Source organism: Lysobacter sp. Soil_C_59 (assembly GCF_057656415.1).
On the sequence record NZ_JBDGKK010000002.1, the window covers coordinates 446,100 to 466,581 of the forward strand.

Below are 20,482 nucleotides of genomic sequence, written 5' to 3' on the forward strand. Positions count from 1 at the left end.
GATGGACGCAAAGAAGCCCGTGTTCGCTTTCCGCGAGACCCCCCGGCAGATGCCGGAACGGATCCCGCTGGAGCTGCGCCAGAGCGGCGACTGGAACGAACTCTATGGCCGCTTCGGCGAGGCCGAGGCCAAGCATCAGGCCAGCCGCTGCCTCGACTGTGGCAACCCGTATTGCGCGTGGAAGTGCCCGCTGCACAACTACATCCCGAACTGGCTGGAGCTGGCGCGCGAAGGCCGCATCCACGAAGCCGCCGCGCTGGCGCACGAGACCAACCCGCTGCCGGAAGTGTGCGGACGCGTCTGCCCGCAGGACCGACTGTGCGAAGGCAGCTGCACGCTCAACGACGGCTTTGGCGCGGTCACCATCGGCGCCGTAGAGAAGTACATCGCCGACCGTGCGCTGGCTGATGGCTGGCGACCGGATCTCTCGCGCGTCGTCGCCACCGGCAAGCGCGTGGCGGTGATCGGCGCGGGTCCCGCGGGCCTGTCGTGCGCGGATCGCTTGGCCCGCGCCGGCATCGAAGCGACCGTGTTCGACCGCTACGAACAGATCGGCGGCCTGCTGCACTTCGGCATCCCCAGCTTCAAGCTCGACAAGTCGGTGATGGCCACGCGCCGCGACGTGCTGGAAGGCATGGGCGTGAAGTTCCGCCTCGGCGTAGAGATCGGCCGCGACATTGGCCTGGACACGCTGCTGGCGGAGTTCGATGCGGTGTTCCTCGGCCTGGGCAGCTATCGCTACACCGATGGCGGCCTGCCGGGCCAGGACCTGCGCAACGTACTGCCTGCATTGCCGTTCCTGGTGCAGAACGGGCGCCTGGTGCATGGCGAGAATGAAGTCGACGGCAAGCCGATCGCCGGCTGGGAAGACCACGTCGCGCTGCCCGACCTGCGCGGCAAGCGCGTGGTCGTGCTCGGCGGCGGCGACACCGGCATGGACTGCGTGCGCAGCGCGGTTCGCCTGGGGGCGTCGCGCGTGACCTGCGCCTATCGTCGAGACGAAGCCAACATGCCCGGCTCGGCGCGCGAAGTGGCCAACGCGCGCGAGGAAGGCGTGCAGTTCCTCTTCAACCGGCAGCCGCTGGCGTTGCTCGGCGAGGACGGTGACGTCACCGGCGTGCGCGTGGCCGAGACGCAACTGGGCGCGCCGGATGCGCAGGGTCGTCGCAATGCCGAGATCGTCGCCGGCAGTGAATCGGTGCTGGCAGCGGACGTGGTGATCATCGCGTTTGGCTTCCAGCCCGATCCGCCGGAGTGGCTGTCGGCGCATGGGATCGAGCTGGAGGGCAACGGAAGGATTCGCGTGCAGGCGGCGGCTTCGGGCTGCGGGTCGCGGAATAAGGTTGCCGATGGTGCCGGGTTGCCGTTCCAGACGGCCAATGCGCGCGTGTTCGCCGGTGGCGACAGTGTGCGCGGGGCGGATCTGGTGGTGACGGCGGCGTATGAGGGGCGCGAGGCGGCTGCGGGGATTGTGAAGTTGCTAATGGGGTGAGGGTGCCCCTCTCCCTGGCCGCGTTCGCGGCCTGTCCCTCTCCCACAAGGGGAGAGGGAGGAGCCTGACGGACGCTGACGGGACCTCGGGGTTAGCTTTTCACCTCTCCCCTTGTGGGAGAGGTCGACGCGCGGAGCGCGTCGGGAGAGGGGTAGCCGGGCAAGGAGCGCCTGATGTCAGATCGATTGCTCACGCACGCGAAAAGGATGCGCGTCGAGCAGACCGAAGCCGAGGCTCGCTTGTGGCGTCATTTGCGCGCCCGTCGCTTCGGCAGTTTCAAGTTCAAGCGTCAGCAGCCACTGGGCCGCTTCATCGTCGACTTCGTCTGCTTCTCGCGGAAGCTGATCGTGGAGATCGATGGCAGCCAGCATCTCGATGCAATGCCGTACGACCAGTCTCGGACCGCCTGGCTGGAGTCACAGGGCTTCCGCGTGCTGCGGTTCTGGAATGATGAGGTGTTGGCCGGCACCGAACTGGTGCTTGAGGTCATCTGGGCCGAGTTGCACAGCCCTCTCCCTCGCCGCCTTCGGCGGCTTTCCCTCTCCCACAAGGGGAGAGGGTAGTGCATTGCCCTCTCCCCTTGTGGGAGAGGGACAGGCCGCGTCAGCGGCCAGGGAGAGGGGGAAGGCGCGTCAGCGCCCCGGCCCCACATCAATAAACTGCAAGAACTCCGCCCGCGTCCGCGCATCCTCGCGGAAGCTCCCCAGCATCTTCGACGTAATCATGCTCACCCCGCGCTTGTGCACCCCGCGCGTGGTCATGCACTCGTGCGCGCCCTCGATCACCACGCCCACACCGCGCGGCTGCAACACATCCTGGATCACCTGCGCGATCTGCGCGGTCATCTTCTCCTGCACCTGCAACCGCCTCGCATAGGTCTCCACCACGCGCGCAAGCTTGCTGATGCCGACGACCTTGCCATCAGGCAGGTACCCGACGTGCGCCTTGCCGATGATCGGCGCCATGTGGTGCTCGCAGTGGCTCTCGAACTCGATGTCGCGCAGCACGATCATCTCGTCGTAACCCTCGACTTCCTCGAAGGTGCGCTTAAGGTAATCGGCCGGGTCCTCGGCGTAGCCGCTGAACCAGTCCGTGTACGCCTTGGCCACCCGCTTGGGCGTGTCGAGCAGGCCTTCGCGTTCCGGGTCGTCGCCGGCCCAGCGCAGCAGGGTGCGCACGGCCGCTTCGGCCTGTTCGCGGGACGGCTTGTCGTTGTCGGCCATGGCGCGGCTCCTGTGGGGGACGCAAATGCTACTCCACCGGGGTGGAGAGGATAAAAAAATGCCGCAGGGACGGGATGAGACCCCTGCGGCAAGCAAAAGGCTGCGAGGAGCCTGCGGAATGCGGTGGTCCGCGCCGATCAGCCGATGACGTCACGCTCGAGGGAGGGGAAAGCGTGCCGCCACCGGCCGTCGGGTTGGATGGGGGGAACCTGTTGTCTCAGCGCTTGGCGACGTCCTCGCGAAGCGGCACGCGGGTCGGCCAGCCACCGGCCAGCGCCTTGTACAGCGCGACCGCGCCAGTGACGCTGCGGGTGCGGCCGTCGGCGAACGCTTCCTGGGCGACCAGCTGGGTGCGCTCGGCATCCAGCACTTCGAACAGGTCGGCGGCACCGGCTTCGTAGCGCACTCGCGCCAGTCGTGCCGCGGTGGCGCTGTCGATCGCGGCCTGCTCCAGGTGCTGGTCCTCGACGCGGGCACGCGAGTAGCGCACCAGCGCGTTCTCGGTGTCCTCCAGCGCCAGCAGTACGGCCTGCTCGTAGCGGGCCAGGTCGCCGGCGGCGTCGGCATCGGCCGCGGCAATGCGCGCACGCACCCGGCCGATGTCGAGGAACGACCAGTCGATGCCCAGTCCGACCAGGCGCGTCTCGCTTTCACGTTCGAACAGCGCGCCGGTGTCGATCGCCTGGCTGCCGATCAGTCCGAACAGCGTGAAGCGCGGGAACAGGTCGGCGGTGGCCACGCCGATCTTCGCCGTGGCGGCATGCAGACGATGCTCCGCGGCGATCACGTCCGGACGGTTGCGCAGCAGGTCGCCCGGCGTACCGGGGTCGAGACGTGCCGGCAGCGTCGGCAGCGCTTGCTGCGGCGTCAGGTCGGCAATCAGCGCTTCGGGCGTCTTGCCGGTCAGCACGGCGAGCCGGTGCATGCTCACTGCCACCTGCGCTTCCAGGTTCGGCACGCGCGACAGGGTCGCTTCGAGCTGGGCACGGGCACGCGAGGTGTCGAACTCGGTGCCGCGACCGGCATCGAATCGCGCCTGCACCAGGCGCAGGGTTTCGCGCTGGTTCTCCGAGTTGTCGCGGGCGACGCGCAGTCGTTCCTGTAGACCGCGCAGCTCGACGTACGTGCGCGCCACTTCACCGACGATCGCTACCTGCAATGCGTCCAGGTCGGACGCGGCGGCCCACACCTCGGCGCGCTGCGACTCGACATTGCGGCGAACGCGACCGAACAGGTCGAGTTCCCAGCTGGCATCGGCCTGCACGTTGTAGCTCTCGCCGTCGCGATCGTTGCGGCTCACGCCCGGCGCCTGATCCGAACTCGCGCGCGAGTCAGTGCCGGTGGCACTGGCGGTCACGGTCGGGAAGCGGTCGAGCTTGGCGTTGCGCAGCAGCGCGTTGGAACGGTCGTAGCTGGCCAGTGCGATGCGCAGGTCGTGGTTGGCGGTCAGCGACTCCTCGACCAGCCGCGTCAGCAGCGGGTCGTTGAAGCTGGTCCAGAACTCGGCGTTGGCCTGCGGGCTGGCTTCCTGGGCGACGGCGGCATCACCGCCACCCGTCGCCGTGGTGCCGGCGGAGGCGGCTTCGTCGCGGGCGAACGCCGCCGGCGTGGGCACGTCCGGCCGCACGTAGTCCGGGCCGACCGCGCACGCGGCCAGCGCGAGCGCCAGCAGCGACGGCGCGAACACCTTGGCGACTGCGGCGACGGTCAATCCTTGCGGTTGCATGGCTTGCACGATGGGATCCTCATTACGAATCAGGGCGGTGCTGGTCGGCTTACGCATGCGCCTTCCCAATCGAGCTCTGCTCGCTCACCCACTTCGGCGTCTTGTGCACCATCTTGCGAAGGGCGACGTAGAACACCGGCGTCAGGAACAGGCCGAACAGGGTCACGCCGAGCATGCCGGCGAACACGGTGATGCCGGTGGCCGAACGGACCTCGGCGCCAGCGCCGTGCGAGAGCACCAGCGGAACGGTGCCGGCGATGAACGCGATCGAGGTCATCACGATCGGGCGCAGACGCAGGCGGCAGGCTTCCAGCGCGGCTTCGACGATGCTCTTGCCCTGCATTTCCAGTTCACGGGCGAACTCGACGATCAGGATCGCGTTCTTGCACGCCAGGCCCATCAGCACGACCAGGCCGACCTGCACGAACACGTTGTTGTCGCCACCGGTGAGCCACACGCCGGCCAGGGCCGAGAGCATGCACATCGGCACGATCAGGATCACCGCCAGCGGCAGGGTCCAGCTTTCATACAGCGCCGCCAGCACCAGGAAGGCGAGCAGGATGGCGAGCGGGAACACGACGAGTGCGGCGTTGCCCTGCGTGGCCTGCTGGAAGCTCAGGTCGGTCCACTCCAGGCTCATGCCGTTGGGCAGCACCTTGGCGGCGATTTCCTCGAGCTGGCCCATGGCCTGCGCCGACGACAGCATGCGCGGGTCGGCTTCGCCGGCCAGGTCGGCCGCCGGGTAACCGTTGTAGCGCAGCACCGGGTCGGGACCGTAGGTCTGCTTGATGGTCACCATCGAACCGATCGGCACCATCTCGCCACGGTCATTGCGGGTACGCAGGTTGGCGATGTCCTCGACGCTGTCGCGGTACGAGCCGTCGGCCTGGGCGATCACCTGCCAGGTACGGCCGAACTGGTTGAAGTCGTTGACGTAGGCCGAGCCAAGATAGGTCTGCAGCGTGTCGAACAACTCTGTCAGCGGCACGCCCTGTGCCTTGGCCTTGACGCGATCCACCTCGGCGTCGAGCTGCGGCACGTTGGCCTGGTAGCTGCTGATGGGGAAGCCCATGCCGGGCGTCTGCGACACGGCGCCCTGGAACGAGTTCACCGCGTTCTGCAGCGCACCGTAGCCCAGGTTGCCGCGGTCCTCGATGAACAACTGGTAGCCCGAACCGTTACCGAGGCCGAGGATCGGCGGCGGCATGAACGAGAAGGTGAAACCTTCCTGCAGCCCGGCGATCTTGTGGTTGATCTCGGCGTTGATCTGCTCGGCAGTGCGTCCGTTGCGCTCGTTGAACGGCTTGAGCGGGAAGAACGCCACGCCGGTGTTGGGCGTGTTGGTGAACTGCAGGGCATTGAGGCCCGGGAACGCGATCGAATGCGCCACGCCGTCGGTGCTCATGGCGATGTCGCTGACCTTCTTCAGCAGCTCATCGGTACGGGCGATCGACGAACCCTCCGGCAGCTTGACGCCGGCGATCAGGTACAGCTTGTCCTGGATCGGGATGAAGCCGGCCGGCACGACCTTGAACATCAGGCCGGTGGCGACCAGCAGCACCGCATAGACCGCGAACACCGAACCGCGACGACCGAGCGTGCGCGAGACGGCGCCCTGGTACTTGTTGGAGCTGGAGTTGAAGAAGCGGTTGAACGGACGGAACACCCAGCCAAAGGCGCGGTCGATCAGGCGCGACGGTGCATCCTTCGGCGCGCCGTGCGGCTTGAGCAGGCGCGCGGCCAGGGCCGGCGACAGGGTCAGCGAGTTGATCGCCGAGATCACCGTCGAGATGGCGATGGTTACAGCGAACTGCTTGTAGAACTGGCCGGTCACGCCCGACAGGAACGCCATCGGCACGAACACCGCGCACAGCACCAGCGCGATCGCCACGATCGGGCCGGACACTTCCTTCATCGCCTGGTGCGCCGCATCCATCGGCGACAGGCCTTCCTCGATGTTTCGCTCGACGTTCTCCACGACCACGATCGCGTCATCGACCACGATGCCGATGGCGAGCACGAGGCCGAACAGGCTCAAGGTGTTGATGGAGAATCCGAGCAGGTAGAGCGCGGCGAACGTGCCCACGACCGACACCGGCACGGCGATCAGCGGAATGATCGAGGCGCGCCAGGTCTGCAGGAACAGGATCACCACCAGTACCACCAGCGCGATGGCTTCCAGCAGCGTGGTCACCACGGCCTTGATCGAGTCACGCACGAAGATGGTCGTGTCGTACACGGCCTCGTACTTGACGCCGGCCGGGAAGCGCTTGGACATCTCGTCCATCGACGAGATCACCTTCTCCTGGATCTCGAGCGCATTCGCGCCCGGCGCCTGGAAGATGCCGATGCCGACCGCGCTCTTGCCGTCGAGCTGCGAGCGCAGCGTGTAATCGCCGGCGCCCAGTTCCAGGCGCGCGACGTCGGACAGACGCACGATCTCGCCGTCGGCACCGCTCTTGAGCACGACCTGGCCGAACTCCTCGACGGTGCGCAGGCGACCCTGGGCGTTGATCAGGGTCAGGAAGTCGCTGTTGGGCATCGGCTCGGCGCCGAGCTGGCCGGCCGAGACCTGCACGTTCTGCTCGCGCATCGCGCGCACGACGTCACCGGCGGTGAGGCCGCGCGAGGCGATCTTGTCCGGGTCGAGCCAGGCGCGCATGGCGTAGTCGCCACCGCCGAAGATCTGCGCGTCGCCGACGCCCTGGATGCGGGCGAGCGCGTCCTTGACGTGCAGGCGGGCGTAGTTGCGCAGGTACAGCGTGTCGTACTTGCCGTCAGGCGAAGTCAGGTGCACCACCATCAGGAACGTCGGCGACTGCTTCTGCGTGGTCACGCCCTGTCGGCGCACGTCTTCGGGCAGGCGCGCGAGCGATTGCGCGACGCGGTTCTGCACGCGCACGGCCGCATCGTCGGCATCGGTGCCCGGACGGAAGGTGACTGTCATCTGCAGCACGCCGTCGGAGCCGGCGACGGACTTGATGTACATCATGTCCTCGACGCCGTTGATCGCTTCTTCCAATGGCGTGGCCACGGTTTCGGCGATCACCTTCGGGTTGGCGCCCGGGTACACGGTGCGCACGACGACCGACGGCGGCACCACTTCCGGGTATTCGCTGATCGGCAGGATCGGGATGGCGATCAGGCCGGCGGCGAAGATCACGATCGACAGCACGGCGGCGAAGATCGGTCTGTCGATGAAGAACTTTGAAAAGTCCATGAGGGGTTCCTGATGCGGCCTTCAGGCCGCAAAGTCCTGGGCGACGCCATGGGCGTCGCCAAAAGGGGTCTACGTTTTGCCCTCTCCCCTGCCAGGCAGGGGGAGGTGCACAGCGCTTACTTCATCGCCACTTTCAGCTCGGGAGCAGCCGCGCCCATCGCGATCTGCTTCGGTGACACCGGCATGCCCGGGAAGAACACCTTCTGCACGCCGTGCACGATCACCTTGTCGGTCGGCGCCAGGCCGGAATCGACCACGCGCAGGCCATCGACGATGCGACCGAGCTGCACATCCTTGCGGGTGGCGGCGTTCTTCGGGCCGAGCACGTAGACGTACTTGCGGTCCTGGTCGGTCAGCACGGCCTTCTCGTCGATCAGCATCGCCTTGACGCTGCTGCTGCCTTCGAGCTGGACGCGGGCGAACAGGCCCGGCGTGAAGATGCGGTCCGGATTGCGCAATACCGCGCGGGCGCGGATCGTGCCGGTGGCCGAGTCGACCTGGTTGTCGGTGAAGTCGACCGTGCCCTCGTGCGGATAGCCCTGCTCATTGGCCAGGCCGACGCGAACCGGGTTCTGCGACTGCGCACGCTTGCCGTCGCGGGCGAGCGCCTGGTATCGCAGGAAGCTCTGTTCGTCGGCTTCGAAGTAGACGAACACCGGGTCCTGCGAGACCAGCGTGGTCAGCAGCGTCGAATCGGCCTGGGCGAGGTTGCCCTCGGTGACCGCGGCGCGGCCGGCACGACCGTTGATCGGCGAGCGCACCTGGGTGAACTGCAGGTCGAGCTGGGCGTTGGCGACGGCGGCTTCGGCCGCACGCACTGCGGCGTTGCCCTGGGTGGTGGCGGCACGACGGGTCTCGAACTCTTCACGCGAGATCGCCTTGGCCTCGACCAGTGTCTGCGCACGCGCATCCTGGGTCTGGGCAAGACGGGCTTCGGCGCGGGCGCGCTCGAGGTCGGCCTGGGCCTGGTCAAGCTGGGCCTTGTAACGACGCTGGTCGATGACGAAGAGCAGGTCGCCCTTCTTCACTTCCTGGCCTTCCTTGTACGCCACGCGCTCGACGTAGCCGGACACGCGCGGACGCAGTTCGACGGTTTCGATCGCGGTGACGCGGCCGGTGAAATCGTCCCACTCGCTGACCTGCTTGCTCAGCACCTGGGCGACGCTGACTTCGGGCGGCGGCGGCATGCCGGCGGCGGGCTCGGCCTGGCTGCTGCAAGCCGTGATGACCGCAGCAAACAGAAGACTCACCGCGAGGGCGAGGACGGGGACTCCGGAGGTGGAGCGGGCCAATGCTTTGCGGGGGCTCATGGCGAAGAAGGTTCCTGGTTCGGGAAAGGCGGGTTGTTGTTATTGGTATTTGGGGATTGCGTATTCGGTGAAAGCAGGTTCCTGAGTAGCGTGCGCGCGTCCTGCAGACAGCGTGATGGCAGTAGTGCTTCAGGGTCCTGGGTGACGCCGGTTACGGTTTGAGCGTCAGCTTGAGCTTCGACTTCGTGTTCGTCCGTTACCTGAGAGGTAATGTCCTCGGAGGTAATGTCCTGAGAGGTAATCGAATCAGCGTGGGTGGATTCGACATCGACGCCAGCGACTGGCACCACATCGTCGTAACGAACCACCGCCTGCGCCGCCTTCGGCGTGTTGTGCGGCTCGACAAGGGCCAATGCGCGCTGACCAACCGCGATTGCACTGGGCCATTGCGAACAGGCATGTTCACGGTTGAGCTCGGTGCTGACCGGGCTGTCGATCGACAGCAGCTGCACGCGAACGCCGATGCTTCGCGCTTCCTCATGCAGCACCCGCGCGAGCATGCGCAGCGCCGCGGTGGCGATCGAGCGATGGCCGTAACCGGCCCACGGCTGTTCCGCGCCCGGCCCGCCGATCAGCACATAGGTACCGCCACGATTGCCCTGGGCCAGCAACGGCAGCAGGTGCCGCGCCGCCGCCAGGTGTGGCAGCAGGTCTTCGTCAAGTCGCTGGCGCAGGTAGGCGGCGGGATGGTCGAGCAGGCGACCGCGACCGGAGCTGCCCGAGACGGCCGCGATCACGCCACCAATCGGGCGTCCGAGCTTGGCCAGCGCCTTGGCCAGGCGCTCGCCATCGGCATCGCTGCTGATCGAGCCGGCCACCACGCTGAGGTCCGCCCTGGGATTCTTGGCGTGGTGCGACTTCAGGCACTGCAGGCCGGACTTGTCGCGGGCAACCGCGATCACCGGCCGGCCGGCCGCGAGCGCGGCCTCGACCACGCCGCGGCCGACTCCGCCTGTGGCACCCAGGACGACGACGGGCGTCCGGGCGACCGAGGGCTTTTGGGCCGATGCCGACTGGGCAGGACGGGCGACCGGGGATTTCACATCCGGCTCCAATGTCCCGAATGCGGGATTTTCTCTCCCGCCACCGGGACGGTTTCGCGACGGGTCGCCTGCTGCAGGACTGCACTGATGATGGGAAGAACCAGCATCGCCGCGGGCAGGACCAGGGTGAAGGCCAGCACCCAGGCCAGCATCCAGAACTCGTCCGGGCCCGCTGCCAGGCCCTGCTGGACAACGACCACGGCCAGGCCGATCAGCGCCGTCATGGCGATCAGCATCAGCGGGAAGAAGGCGTAACGGGCTTGGCGGGGAGTCAACATGGCGGGGGGCCAGCAGGGGATTGGGGGAATCTGCGGGACAGAGTAGGCCTCCGACCGGCACTTGATTAGCCGGTAATTGAGGGAATAATTGTCCCGTGATCGGTCCAAACCCCCTCGGACCGCCTCCGCCTCCCCCGGCGCGCCACTCAGGAGCCCCCCGCCATGGCCCGCGATCTCAATGACACCCTGATCTTCGTACGGGTGGTCGAACACGGCAGTTTCATCTCCGCCGCCCGCGCCCTGCAGCTGCCCAAGACCACGGTCAGCCGCAAGGTCCAGGAACTGGAAACCCGACTTGGTGCGCAGTTGCTGCACCGGACCACGCGCAAGCTCGGCCTGACCGAAGCCGGCAACATCTACTTCGAACACTGCCAGCGCATCGCGCGCGAACTCGACGAAGCCGAAAGTGCGGTCGGCCAGTTGCAGGGCGGCCCGCGCGGCTGGCTGCGTTTCACTGCGCCGTACTCCGTCGGCATCACCTGGATCGCGCCGCTGCTCGGCGAGTTCCATGCGCGCCATCCGGAAGTGCGCGTCGACATGGTGCTGACCAATGAAGCGCTGGACATCATCGACAAGGAAATCGACGTCGCCCTGCGCGTGGGCAACCTGCCCGACTCCAACCTGGTCGCGCGCAAGCTGGCGACGTTCCGCACCCAGGTCTATGCCAGCCCCAACTACATCGCCCGTCACGGCGAACCGTTGCATCCGGACGACCTGATCCACCACCGCACCGTGGCGATGCCGAAATCACGCCGCAACGGCCAGTACTTCTGGCCGCTCAGCGACGGCACGCGCACGATCGACTACCGCATCGACCCGGTGCTGCTCGCCAACGATCCGGCGCCGCTCAGTGGCGCGCTGTTGTGCGGCGAAGGCCTGATGCTGGCCAGCGACGTCACCGTGAAGGCGTATGCCGAACAGGGTTACGTGCAACGCGTACTGGCCGGCTGGACCGGACCGGAGTACGAGTTCAACGCGGTGTTCCCGCGCGGGCGCGTGCAATCACCGAAGGTGCGTGCATTCGTCGACTTCCTGGTCGAGCGACTCAACTTCGACGCCGACTACATGCAGGTGCTGTGCCCGAACGTGCGTGCGCGCTACCAGGCCGCGGAGAAGTCGGCTGCCGAAGCGATCACCGCGGAGCTGGCGAAGGTTGCCGGCTTGCCGGCCGCGAAAGCAAAGGCCAAGTCCAGGCCCAAGCCGCTGCAGGAGCCGGTGGGGTCGGAGATTGATGAGGAGGAGTGAGGCGTAAAGCCTCCCCTCTTCCGCCCTTCGGGCACCTTCTCCCACAAGGGGAGAAGGAAGTGCATGAACCCTCTCCCCTTGTGGGAGAGGGACAGGCCGCGCAGCGGCCAGGGAGAGGGGTCTACCCTCGCAGCAGCCGCCAGGCCAACCCCGACACCCGCGCCGCATGCCTTGCCAGCGCGGCGCGCAGCACCGTTTCGCTCGCGCACACATGCAGCTCGCTGCGCGCCCGCGTCACCGCCGTGTACAACAGCTCCCGCGACAAGGTCCGCGCATCCTGCCGCGGCAGCAGCAACCAGACAGTGTCGAACTCCGAGCCCTGCGCCTTGTGCACGGTCATCGCGAAGGCGCCGGTATGCGCCGGCAACGCCGCCGGGTGGAAGCCGCGCACGCCTTCACTGCCACCGGCGAACCAGGCCACGGTGTGACCCTTGGCATCGCGCTGGCATACACCGATGTCGCCATTGAACAGACCGTGGCGGTAACTGTTCTCCGTCACCAGCAGCAGGCGGCCATGGAAGTAAGAGTCGCGGTGGGCGCCGGCCAACGCTTCTTCGATACGCGCGTTGAGCACGCCGGCACCCTGCGCGCCTTCGCGCAAGGCAGTCAGCACGCGCAGGGCCGAGGCGCGCTGCAGTGCCACCACCGGGTCATTTAGTTCGAGCAGACCGCGCCAGACCGACAGCAGCGTTTCCCGCCGCGGCCCGAGCAGCGGGTCGGTAACGCCTTCGTGGTAGTGGATGCCGGCCAAGGTGTTGCCGCGCAGCAGTTCGCTGGTGCGATCGGCATCACCGACGCGCAGCGCGTCCGCCAGCGGCGCCAGGTCCAGTGACTGCGACTGGCGATAGCCGCGAAGCAGCTGCACGCGGTGGCCGCTGAGCGGAGTCGCTGCGGACGGCGTCGTTGCAATGTCGCCAAGCAAGGGTTGCAGGCGCTGCGCCAGTGACGCCGGCAACGCGTCGCCCTCGCCCGCTGCATCGGTGATGGCGGCGAGCACGTCGCCGGCCTCGATCGACGGCAGCTGATCACGATCGCCGAGCAGGATCAGGCGCGCACCGTCGGCGACGGCCTCGACCAGCTTGCACATCAGCGGCAAGTCCACCATCGACGCTTCGTCGACGACGATCACGTCGAACGACAGCGGATTGCCGGCGTCATGGCGGAAGCGCGGGCTGCCGGGAATCGTGCCGAGCAGGCGGTGCAGCGTGCTCGCGGCTTCGGGCAACCCATCGCACAACGTGGCGTCGATCCCTTCGATGCCGCGAAGTTGCGCGCTCGCCGCGCGCAGGCTTTCGGCCATGCGTTCGGCGGCACGCCCGGTGGGCGCGGCCAGCGCGATGCGCGGCGGTGGCAGGCCGGCGTGGCGTGCCTGCGCGATCAGCAGCAGCAACACGCGGGTGATGGTCGTGGTCTTGCCTGTGCCCGGGCCGCCGGTGACCAGCAACAATGACTGCAGCAGCGCCAGCGCAGCCGCGCGCCCCTGGCGATCGCCGTCGCGGGCGTGCGGGAACAGCGTGGCGAACAGCGATGCGACGCCGTCCACTTCATTGCATTTCGGTCGAGCCGCCGCGATGCGCTTGAGGCCAACGCCAAGGCGCCGCTCGTACTCGCGATAGCGTCGCAAATACAGCAGGCCGTTCTCCCACACCAGCGGCCGGTCGCCGGCGGCAACCGCGTCGGCTTGCGGCTCGCTGACCCACTGCGAACCCTGCAGCGCATCGCGCCACGCCTTCGCGTTGGGCCAGGCGGTCGCATCGTCCTGCAGCCATGCCGGCTGCGCCGGATCGAAGGCAGCATGGCCACGCGCCACCGATTGCGATGCCAGCGCGGCGGCGGCGAGCACGGTGTCGGGCGTGTCGGTGCCGAACAAATCGTTGCTGGTATCGCGGCGGCCGAGCCGGCGCAGACTCTGCGCGAAGGCGTGGTCGAGTGTGTTGAGTGCGCCGGCGCGGTACAGCGCATCGAGCAGGCTCATGCCGCACCTCCGGCGAAGAGAGAGTCGAGCGCGTCGACGAGCGCCGGGTCGGGTGCATGGGCGTGGATGCCTTGCCCGTCCGGCAATCCGCGGCAGAACAGGTAGCGGACGCCACCGAAATCGCGGGCGTAGTCGTAGCCATCGCCGAGGCGGAAGCGCAGCCAGCGGTGCAGGGCCAGGGTGTAGATCAATGCCTGCAGGTCGTACTCGCTGTGCGCCATCGCGGCGTCGAGGCTGGCACGATCGTAGGCCGGCAGCCGGTTGGACTTGTAGTCGAGCACGTACCAGCGGCCGTCGACGGTGTAGGTCAAGTCGATCTTGCCGGTCATCAGGCCTTCGAGACGACGACGCGTGCCGAAGCCCTGGCGCGTGGCGACCACGCCACCGGCGTGCAGCACGTCGATCAGCGCGTCGACCGCCGTCGGCTTCAGGGCGAAGTGGAACTCGATTTCGGCGCGGCGATTGCCAGGCGCGAGGTCACACAGCCGGCCGCCCTCGGGCAAGGTCGTCGTGAGCGTGTGGCCGGCCAGTCGCGTCAGGATCAGCGAGCCATCTGCCACGTCCTCGTCGGCGTAACCGCCGGCGCGCAAGGCCCCGGCGAGGACGTCGCCTTGTCCCGGCGGCGCGACGTCTCCTTCCTTCCAGTCGCGCCAGGCGCCGAAATCGGTGTGTTCCAGGGCGTCGTGAAGCACGTTGCCGAAGCGGCTGCCGCTGAAGCGCGGGTCGTAGGCTTCTGCCTCGTCCGCGCGCGCCTCAGGCTCGGCCGGCTCATCGACCGCACCACGCTCATCGACCGCGACGACCACTTCGGCTCCGGCCTCGGCCTGTGCCAGCTGGGTGAAGCTGTAGACCCACCAGTCGCGCGAGATCGTGCGCTGCGGCGACCGCGACGGGGCCACTTCGGTGGTCTGCATTGCGTTGAGCGGTGAGGTGACCGGGACGACCTCGCCGCTGACGACGGCCACGTCCGGATTGCCACGCAGTGCCGTGGTGTCGGCGAGCATCTTGGCCAGGCGCGTCTTGTCTGCGCCATAGAACTCGCCGCTGGCCAGCCACAGCGCGTGGCCCGCGCGTGTCAGGCCGACATACAGCAGGCGTGCATCCTCGGCGAGCTGTTCGTTGCGCCATTCCGTCGCCGCGTTCTTCCATTCGGAGTCGTCCTTGTCGATCTTCCAGCGCAGCTGTCGGCGGTCGCCGTCGTGGACGATGCAGTAGCGATCCGCGCTGGGCGGCTGCCCTCCGATGGCGACGAATGGCAGGTACACCAGCGGGTACTCCAGGCCCTTGCTCTTATGCAGGGTGACGATCTGCACGCACTGCGCGTCCGATTCCAGGCGCAGCAGTTGCGCTTCAACATTGGAATCAGCTTCGGCGATGCGCCGGCACAGCCAGTCGACCAGGCCATGAAGGCCGAGCGAACGCGCATCAGCGTCCTGCATCAGCTCGCCCAGCTGCAGGTAGTTGGTCAGGCGACGCTCGCCATCGAGCAGTCCCAGCAGGCGCTCGGCGTGCGTGGCACACAGGTCCGACACCAGTGCGAACGGTCCGCTGCGCTGCCAGCGCTCGCGCCAGGCCATCGCATCGAGCTGGTGCTGGCGATAGGCGGGACCGTCGCGTTCGAGCGAATCAATGGTGTCGGCGTCCACGCCCAGCAGCACCGTGGCTAGCGCCGTGCGCAGGCGGCCATCGTCGGCCGGTTGCAGCAGCGCCTCGAACAGCATGCGCAGCTCGGTCGCCTCATCGGTGGCGAACAGGCTCTGCATGCCGGCCGCCACCGCCGGTATGCCGACTGCAGTCAGCGCCCGCTGGATGCGCGTGGCCTCGTGGTGGCGACGCACGAGTACTGCGATGTCGCCGGGTTGAACCGGTTCGCCATCGATCAGCGCCCTGCCCTCGCGGGCGCGCGACAGGACGTCGTGGATGGCACCGACGCAGGCATCCGTGGCCAGTTCGCGCGAACGTTCGGCATTGTGGGCCTCACCGTTGCGGTCCGGGCCGATCATGCGCACAACCAGGGCCGGGGCGGCGGCGCCGTCGATCTGGAAGTCCTCGTCGCGGCGCAGATCGCCGGGATGGACCGGATGGAAGTCGATGCCCGGCACCACGAACGGCGCGTCGCCGGCGGCGATGGCGTTGTCGTACAGCGATTCGATGGCGCGCAGCACACCCGGTCGCGAACGGAAGTTGCGATCCAGCGGCGGTGCCCGCTCGGCGACCGCGGCGGCGGCCAGGTAGGTGTGCACGTCGCCGCCACGGAAGCCGTAGATGGCCTGCTTCGGGTCGCCGATCAGGAACAGTGCGCCCGCGTCGTCGTCTGCGGTGCGGGCCTTGCCAAAGACGCGGTCGAAGATCCCCCACTGACGCGCGTCGGTATCCTGGAATTCGTCGACCAGTGCGAACGCGTACTGCTTGCGCAGTCGCTGCACCAGTTCCTCGCCATGGTCGCTGTCGAGCGCGTTGGCGACATCGTCGATCAGGTCGTCGTAGGTCTGCAGGCGCAGGGTCTGTTTGGTCTCGCGCAGGCGCCGGCGTGCCTCGTCGCGGACGCGGTGCAGCAGGTCCACTCGCTGCCGGTCGTGTTCACGGCGGTGGCGCGCACGCGCGTCGAGGTAATCGCCAACGGCAACGAACAGGGGCGAATGCGGACAGCGCGCGCGCAGGGCCGTCTTGGTCTTTTCGACCAGCGTGGCCTGGCGCAGGTTGGGCAGTTTCTCGTGGTAGTCGTCGAACGGGCCGCCATGCTCCAGCTGCTGTTCCAGCGCGTTCCACAGCAGCGGGATGTGGTCGGGCTTGTAGCTGGCCTTGTTCAGCAGGGCCTGTTCGATCGCGTCTTCAATCTTTCGCCGGGCATCGTCGCCGTGCTCGATGAAGACCTGCCTGAGCGTACGGAAAGCACTGTCGACGTCATCGCGGGCGCCGTCCTGGCCTGCCGCTGGTGCCGACGCGGGCAGCAGCGGCACCGGCGACAGCAGGTTGGGCAGATCCTTGGCCAGCTCCTCGGGATTGCGCCACAGCGACGGCAGCAGCGTGGCATCGTCGCCGTGCGCGGCCATCGCACGCCACAGGTCGCGAGCGAGTGCGTCGCGCAGGTCGGCGTCGCTGGTCAGCAGTTGCGGCGGGTCGAACGGCTGGTCGCTTTCCAGGGCGTGCTCGCGCAGTACGCGCGCGCAGAAACCGTGGATGGTGAAGATGGCGGCCAGGTCGACTTCCAGCACCGCACGCTTGAGGCGGAACTGCAGCTGTTCGCGCGTCTCGCCACTGGTGGCCAGGTGGTCCTCGATGATGCGACGGGTGAGCGCGACATCGGCCGATTCGTCGTCGCAGGGCTGCGAACCCACCAGTGCGGCGGCGTGCTCCAGCCGCTCGCGGATGCGCTTGCGCAGCTCCTGCGTCGCGGCCTCGGTGAACGTCACCACCAGGATCGTGCCGATGCGCAGGTCGCGCTCGACGATCAGGCGCGTGACCAGCGTGGCCAGGGTGAAGGTCTTGCCGGTGCCGGCACTGGCCTCGATCAGGCGAACGCCGTGCAAGGGCAGCGTGAGATAGGGGTCGGAGGCGTTGAGCGCGAGGTTCATGCGCCCGTCTCCGGCGCCGTCGCGCGCTCGGTTGCGGTTACCGCATCGAACACCAGCCCGGTGTTTGCAGCGAAGGCTTCGCGCAGTGCGTCCTCGGCCAGCAGGTCGCGACCGCGCAGGGTCAGCTTGATCGCATCGCCCGCGCCTTCGGCCCAGTTTCGTCCGCTGTCGCCGGTCCAGCGCTCGCGCATCTTCTGCCAGGCCTTCTCTTCGCTCATGCCATCGCGCAGCGCGCTGTAGAGCGCCCAGCCGCTGTACGGCGCGAATGCGAGCGCTTCGCGCATTCCCTGCATGCGCAGCTGCAACAGCTGGCGCAGCGCCTCGCGCGCCCGCTCGGGGTGCAGCGCCGGACGTTCATACCGCTGCGCGCCATCGCCGTCGTCATGGAACTGCACCAGTGGCCTGCCCTGCTCCGCCGCGCACAGCAGCAGCCAGTCCAGGCCTGCGCGGATCGTCGACGGACCGTTGGGCTCACCGATGCGGACGCGGGCGAGACCGTGGTCGTAGACGTTTTCAATGCGGCCACGCAGGACCGTTCCGTCGATGGTGTCCTCCACTGTCAGCGCCTGTGGGCGTTCGCTGCCGCGCCATTCCGAATAGAGCCGCGCGTACGGACGCGCCTGCCCGACCAGCGCTTCGAACTCGCGCCGGCCCAACGGACCCGACGGCAGCAGCGCGCGCGCCAGCAATCGTTCGTACAGACCCTCGGTCTGCTGCTCGAGCAACGCGTCGAGCACCGCCCGTTGCAACAGCGATCGCGACCAGCCACCGCCGGGCAGCAACAGCGGCTCGGTGTCGTCGGCGGCTTCCACTTCGGCCGGCAGGCGCATGCCCATGCGCTCGCGCAGGAACTGCCCGGCCGGGTCGCACAGGAAGCGCCGCAGGCTGTCGAGCATGGTGACCTGCGCCGCATCTGCACCCGCGACCAGCGGGCCGGTGAGCCAGGGCATCAGCGCATGACGCTCGCCGCCGCGAAGATTGGCCGCCGGATGCCATTCGTCGCGATAGCTGAAACGCCGGGGTTCGCCGGCGTCGCCGAACGCGGCAGGTGCGAACGGCTGCAATGGATGACGCACGACCAGCGCCTGCTTCGCGTCGGCCTCCGGCGCGTGGTAGTCGGCGATGACATTGAGCAGCTCCGACACCAGCACCGATGGCTCACGCGGACTGCCGTCGCGCGGGTCGGCGCCCTGGTAGCTCAGGTACAGCACGTCGCCAGCCGACGCCAGCAACTGCAGGAACAGGAAGCGATCGTCCTCACGCAGTGAGCGGTCGCCGTGGCGACGATGCGCAGTGCCCAGTTCGGCACTCAGGCGGTTCAGGCCCGCCGCAGGATCGCGTCGCGGGTAATCGCCATCGTTGAGACCGAGCACGCAGATGGCGCGGAACGGCAGCAGCCGCATCGGCACCATGCGGCCGAAGCTGACGCCGCCGGTGAGCAACGGCGCGCGCGTATCGGCTTCGGACAGGCGCGCGGCAAAATGCGCGCGCACGACTTCGGCCGGCACCGGCGCATCGAAGCCGGCGCGTTGCGCGGACTGGGCGAAGTCGCCGATCAGCAGGCGCAGCCGTTCCAGCGCGCGTTGGCCAGCGACGGCCACGGGCGGCCTCAGGAACAAGGCGTCGAGCAGACCGAGCAGGCGCTCGCGCCATTGTGCTGGCGGCATCGACTCGGCCAGCGTGCGCTGGTGCCGGGCCAGCACGCGCATCAGGCGCAGGAGCGTATCGAGCGCGTCGACTGCGCCGCCTTCCAGTTCCGGCCACGGCGCGATGCCGGCGATGTCCTCGTCGCTGCCGCTGGCGTAGCCGAGCAGCAGGCGGTCGAGGGCGAAGGACCAGGTGTAGGCATCGTCGCGCGGTGCGTCGTGCTGCGCTCGATGGCCCGCGTCCAGCCCCCAGCGCACGCCGGCTTCCTCCAGCCAGCCGTGCAGGCGCTCGAGCGCGGGCGCATCGAGCCCGGCGGCATTGGCCAACGGCGGACTGGCTAGCAGGTCGAGGATTTCATTGAGGCCGAAGCGCGACACCGGCAAGGCCAGCAGGCGCAGGAACAATTCGGCCAGCGGCTCGCCGGCGAGCGGGCTGGCATCGGCCAGCGCGAACGGGATGAAGTCCTCGCGCCCTGCCCGCCCGCCGAAGACGGCGTCGATGCAGGGGATATAGGGGTCGATGTCAGGCGCGAGCACGGCGATGTCGCGCGGCTGCAACGGAGGATCGAAGCGCGGGTCGTCGAGCAGGCCGCGCAGCTGGTCGTGCAGCACCTGCACTTCGCGCAGGCGGGTGTGGCAGGCATGCACCTGCACGCTCGGGTCGTTGCGATCCACCTGCTCACGCCACGGCGATGGCGCGCGCCGGTGCAGCAGGTCGCGCTGGAGATGGCCGAGCAAGGAGTCGTTTTCGGGACGGTCGCCTTCGGCCGCTTCCGGGTCGACGTAGTGGGCGTGCTCGTGCGAGGGATGCACCACCTCGTAGCTGCCAAGCACGGCGATGAAGTCGCGCCCGGCCGCGCCCCAGGCCTGCAACAGCGGGTTCTCCTCCGCCGGCGCGCCAAAGGGATCGTCGGCGCCGGTTCGCAACTGTTCGGCGAGGGTCTGCAGGTCGCCCCAGTAGCTGCGCGTCGGGCTGGGCATATAGAAATGCAGCGTGCCGACACGGGCCTGCGTGGCGATCACGCGCAGCACGTCGGGCGACATGTTCAAGGTGGCGAAGGCGAACAAGCGCGATGGCAAACCCTTGGGCAGCGGCCCCGACTCGTCGCCGAAGCGCTGCAGGTACTCGCCAATCCGCTGCGCGCGATGGCCGCCGCCGGCCGCCACGCGGCGCCACAACGCCGCCTGCGGATCGCCCGGCTCGTGCCCTGCTTCCCACGCCAGCAACCAGTCGCGGCGCCAGGCCTGGTACTTCTCGAACACGCCCGCCAGCTCGCCGGCCAGCGACCACGGCTTCAATGCATCGGTGCCCTGCAGGTATGCGCGCAGCGGCCGCAGCGCCGCTGTCCGCAGCGTGGCCGGATCCGCCAGCGCGGCATACAGGTGCCAGTGCAGCGTCTCGGCATCGAGGTCGTCGTCGGTGCCGGGCACGTTGGCGTCCAGCGCGCGGTGGACGAATTCGCCTGGCGTCAGGAACTCGAGGTTGGCGGCAATGCCATAGGTCTGGGCCAGGGTCGCCTGCAGCCAGCGCCGCATCGCCACCTGGGGAATCAGGACGATGTCGGGTGCGAGCAGCGACTGGCCCGGCGCCGGACTGCGCAGTTCCCGCGCGAGCAGCTGCGCCAGGATGTCCAGGGCATTGGAATGGTAGAGGCGGAAGTCGGGGCGGCCGGGCATCGGCACTATCTTGCCGGAGCGGCGGCGCATGCGTTGAGACTGGAGAGGTCGAGCATCCCCGCCGAACCTGCC

Annotated in this window: 12 protein-coding genes; 3 read left to right on the top strand and 9 right to left on the bottom strand. The window is 68.2% G+C overall.

The features are described from left to right. The first annotated feature begins 1 nt into the window (after position 1). On the top strand, positions 2 to 1,492 hold the full coding sequence (locus AC3A3Q_RS05495) for an FAD-dependent oxidoreductase (protein WP_487585514.1): 1,491 nt from the start codon (positions 2 to 4) through the stop codon (positions 1,490 to 1,492). A gap of 173 nt (positions 1,493 to 1,665) precedes the next feature. Continuing rightward, a complete protein-coding gene (locus AC3A3Q_RS05500; protein WP_487585261.1) occupies positions 1,666 to 2,055 on the top strand; it encodes an endonuclease domain-containing protein in 390 nt (129 codons plus the stop codon). A gap of 69 nt (positions 2,056 to 2,124) precedes the next feature. On the opposite strand, the gene folE is transcribed toward AC3A3Q_RS05500, so the two are convergent. From folE to AC3A3Q_RS05530, 6 genes are all read right to left on the bottom strand, one after another. After that, complete coding sequence (folE, locus tag AC3A3Q_RS05505) at positions 2,125 to 2,715, bottom strand: GTP cyclohydrolase I FolE (protein WP_487585262.1); 591 nt, start codon at positions 2,713 to 2,715, stop codon at positions 2,125 to 2,127. A 217-nt stretch (positions 2,716 to 2,932) separates the two neighbouring features. Further along, the gene (locus AC3A3Q_RS05510; RefSeq protein ID WP_487585515.1) at positions 2,933 to 4,441 is read right to left on the bottom strand and encodes an efflux transporter outer membrane subunit; all 1,509 of its coding nucleotides are present in this window, start codon (positions 4,439 to 4,441) and stop codon (positions 2,933 to 2,935) included. A gap of 49 nt (positions 4,442 to 4,490) precedes the next feature. Next, positions 4,491 to 7,661 (bottom strand): efflux RND transporter permease subunit, encoded by a 3,171-nt coding sequence (locus AC3A3Q_RS05515; RefSeq protein WP_487585263.1) that lies wholly within the window; start codon positions 7,659 to 7,661, stop codon positions 4,491 to 4,493. Positions 7,662 to 7,777: 116 nt separating this feature from the next. Beyond that, the gene (locus AC3A3Q_RS05520) at positions 7,778 to 8,971 is read right to left on the bottom strand and encodes an efflux RND transporter periplasmic adaptor subunit (RefSeq protein WP_487585264.1); all 1,194 of its coding nucleotides are present in this window, start codon (positions 8,969 to 8,971) and stop codon (positions 7,778 to 7,780) included. Then, positions 8,968 to 10,014 carry an SDR family NAD(P)-dependent oxidoreductase gene (locus AC3A3Q_RS05525; protein ID WP_487585265.1) on the bottom strand — a complete coding sequence of 349 codons (1,047 nt, stop codon included), beginning with the start codon at positions 10,012 to 10,014 and terminating at the stop codon, positions 8,968 to 8,970. The genes AC3A3Q_RS05520 and AC3A3Q_RS05525 overlap by 4 nt, the downstream gene beginning before the upstream one ends. Beyond that, positions 10,011 to 10,292, bottom strand: coding sequence for a DUF2798 domain-containing protein (locus AC3A3Q_RS05530; protein WP_487585266.1), 282 nt, complete (start codon positions 10,290 to 10,292; stop codon positions 10,011 to 10,013). Before AC3A3Q_RS05530 ends, AC3A3Q_RS05525 begins: the two co-directional genes overlap by 4 nt. A 162-nt stretch (positions 10,293 to 10,454) precedes the next feature. Between AC3A3Q_RS05530 and AC3A3Q_RS05535 the strand changes: the two genes are divergently transcribed. After that, positions 10,455 to 11,537 carry a LysR family transcriptional regulator gene (locus AC3A3Q_RS05535; protein ID WP_487585267.1) on the top strand — a complete coding sequence of 361 codons (1,083 nt, stop codon included), beginning with the start codon at positions 10,455 to 10,457 and terminating at the stop codon, positions 11,535 to 11,537. 121 nt (positions 11,538 to 11,658) lie between these two features. On the opposite strand, the gene recD is transcribed toward AC3A3Q_RS05535, so the two are convergent. The 3 genes from recD to recC are packed head-to-tail and all read right to left on the bottom strand — an operon-like array spanning position 11,659 to position 20,440. Continuing rightward, positions 11,659 to 13,512, bottom strand: a complete 1,854-nt coding sequence (gene recD, locus AC3A3Q_RS05540) for an exodeoxyribonuclease V subunit alpha (RefSeq protein WP_487585268.1) — start codon at positions 13,510 to 13,512, stop codon at positions 11,659 to 11,661. Further along, complete coding sequence (gene recB / locus AC3A3Q_RS05545; protein ID WP_487585269.1) at positions 13,509 to 17,087, bottom strand: exodeoxyribonuclease V subunit beta; 3,579 nt, start codon at positions 17,085 to 17,087, stop codon at positions 13,509 to 13,511. Before recB ends, recD begins: the two co-directional genes overlap by 4 nt. Beyond that, the gene (gene recC, locus AC3A3Q_RS05550) at positions 17,084 to 20,440 is read right to left on the bottom strand and encodes an exodeoxyribonuclease V subunit gamma (protein ID WP_487585270.1); all 3,357 of its coding nucleotides are present in this window, start codon (positions 20,438 to 20,440) and stop codon (positions 17,084 to 17,086) included. The genes recB and recC overlap by 4 nt, the downstream gene beginning before the upstream one ends. Between the last annotated feature and the right edge of the window lie 42 nt (positions 20,441 to 20,482).

Excerpts from the sequence above, each read along its gene's own strand:
- AC3A3Q_RS05495 (WP_487585514.1), top strand. The coding sequence starts at position 2 with ATGGACGCAAAGAAGCCCGTGTTCGCTTTCCGCGAGACCCCCCGGCAG.
- AC3A3Q_RS05500 (WP_487585261.1), top strand. The coding sequence starts at position 1,666 with ATGTCAGATCGATTGCTCACGCACGCGAAAAGGATGCGCGTCGAGCAG.
- folE (WP_487585262.1), bottom strand. The coding sequence starts at position 2,715 with ATGGCCGACAACGACAAGCCGTCCCGCGAACAGGCCGAAGCGGCCGTG.
- AC3A3Q_RS05510 (WP_487585515.1), bottom strand. The coding sequence starts at position 4,441 with ATGCAACCGCAAGGATTGACCGTCGCCGCAGTCGCCAAGGTGTTCGCG.
- AC3A3Q_RS05515 (WP_487585263.1), bottom strand. The coding sequence starts at position 7,661 with ATGGACTTTTCAAAGTTCTTCATCGACAGACCGATCTTCGCCGCCGTG.
- AC3A3Q_RS05520 (WP_487585264.1), bottom strand. The coding sequence starts at position 8,971 with ATGAGCCCCCGCAAAGCATTGGCCCGCTCCACCTCCGGAGTCCCCGTC.
- AC3A3Q_RS05530 (WP_487585266.1), bottom strand. The coding sequence starts at position 10,292 with ATGTTGACTCCCCGCCAAGCCCGTTACGCCTTCTTCCCGCTGATGCTG.
- AC3A3Q_RS05535 (WP_487585267.1), top strand. The coding sequence starts at position 10,455 with ATGGCCCGCGATCTCAATGACACCCTGATCTTCGTACGGGTGGTCGAA.
- recD (WP_487585268.1), bottom strand. The coding sequence starts at position 13,512 with ATGAGCCTGCTCGATGCGCTGTACCGCGCCGGCGCACTCAACACACTC.
- recB (WP_487585269.1), bottom strand. The coding sequence starts at position 17,087 with ATGAACCTCGCGCTCAACGCCTCCGACCCCTATCTCACGCTGCCCTTG.
- recC (WP_487585270.1), bottom strand. The coding sequence starts at position 20,440 with ATGCGCCGCCGCTCCGGCAAGATAGTGCCGATGCCCGGCCGCCCCGAC.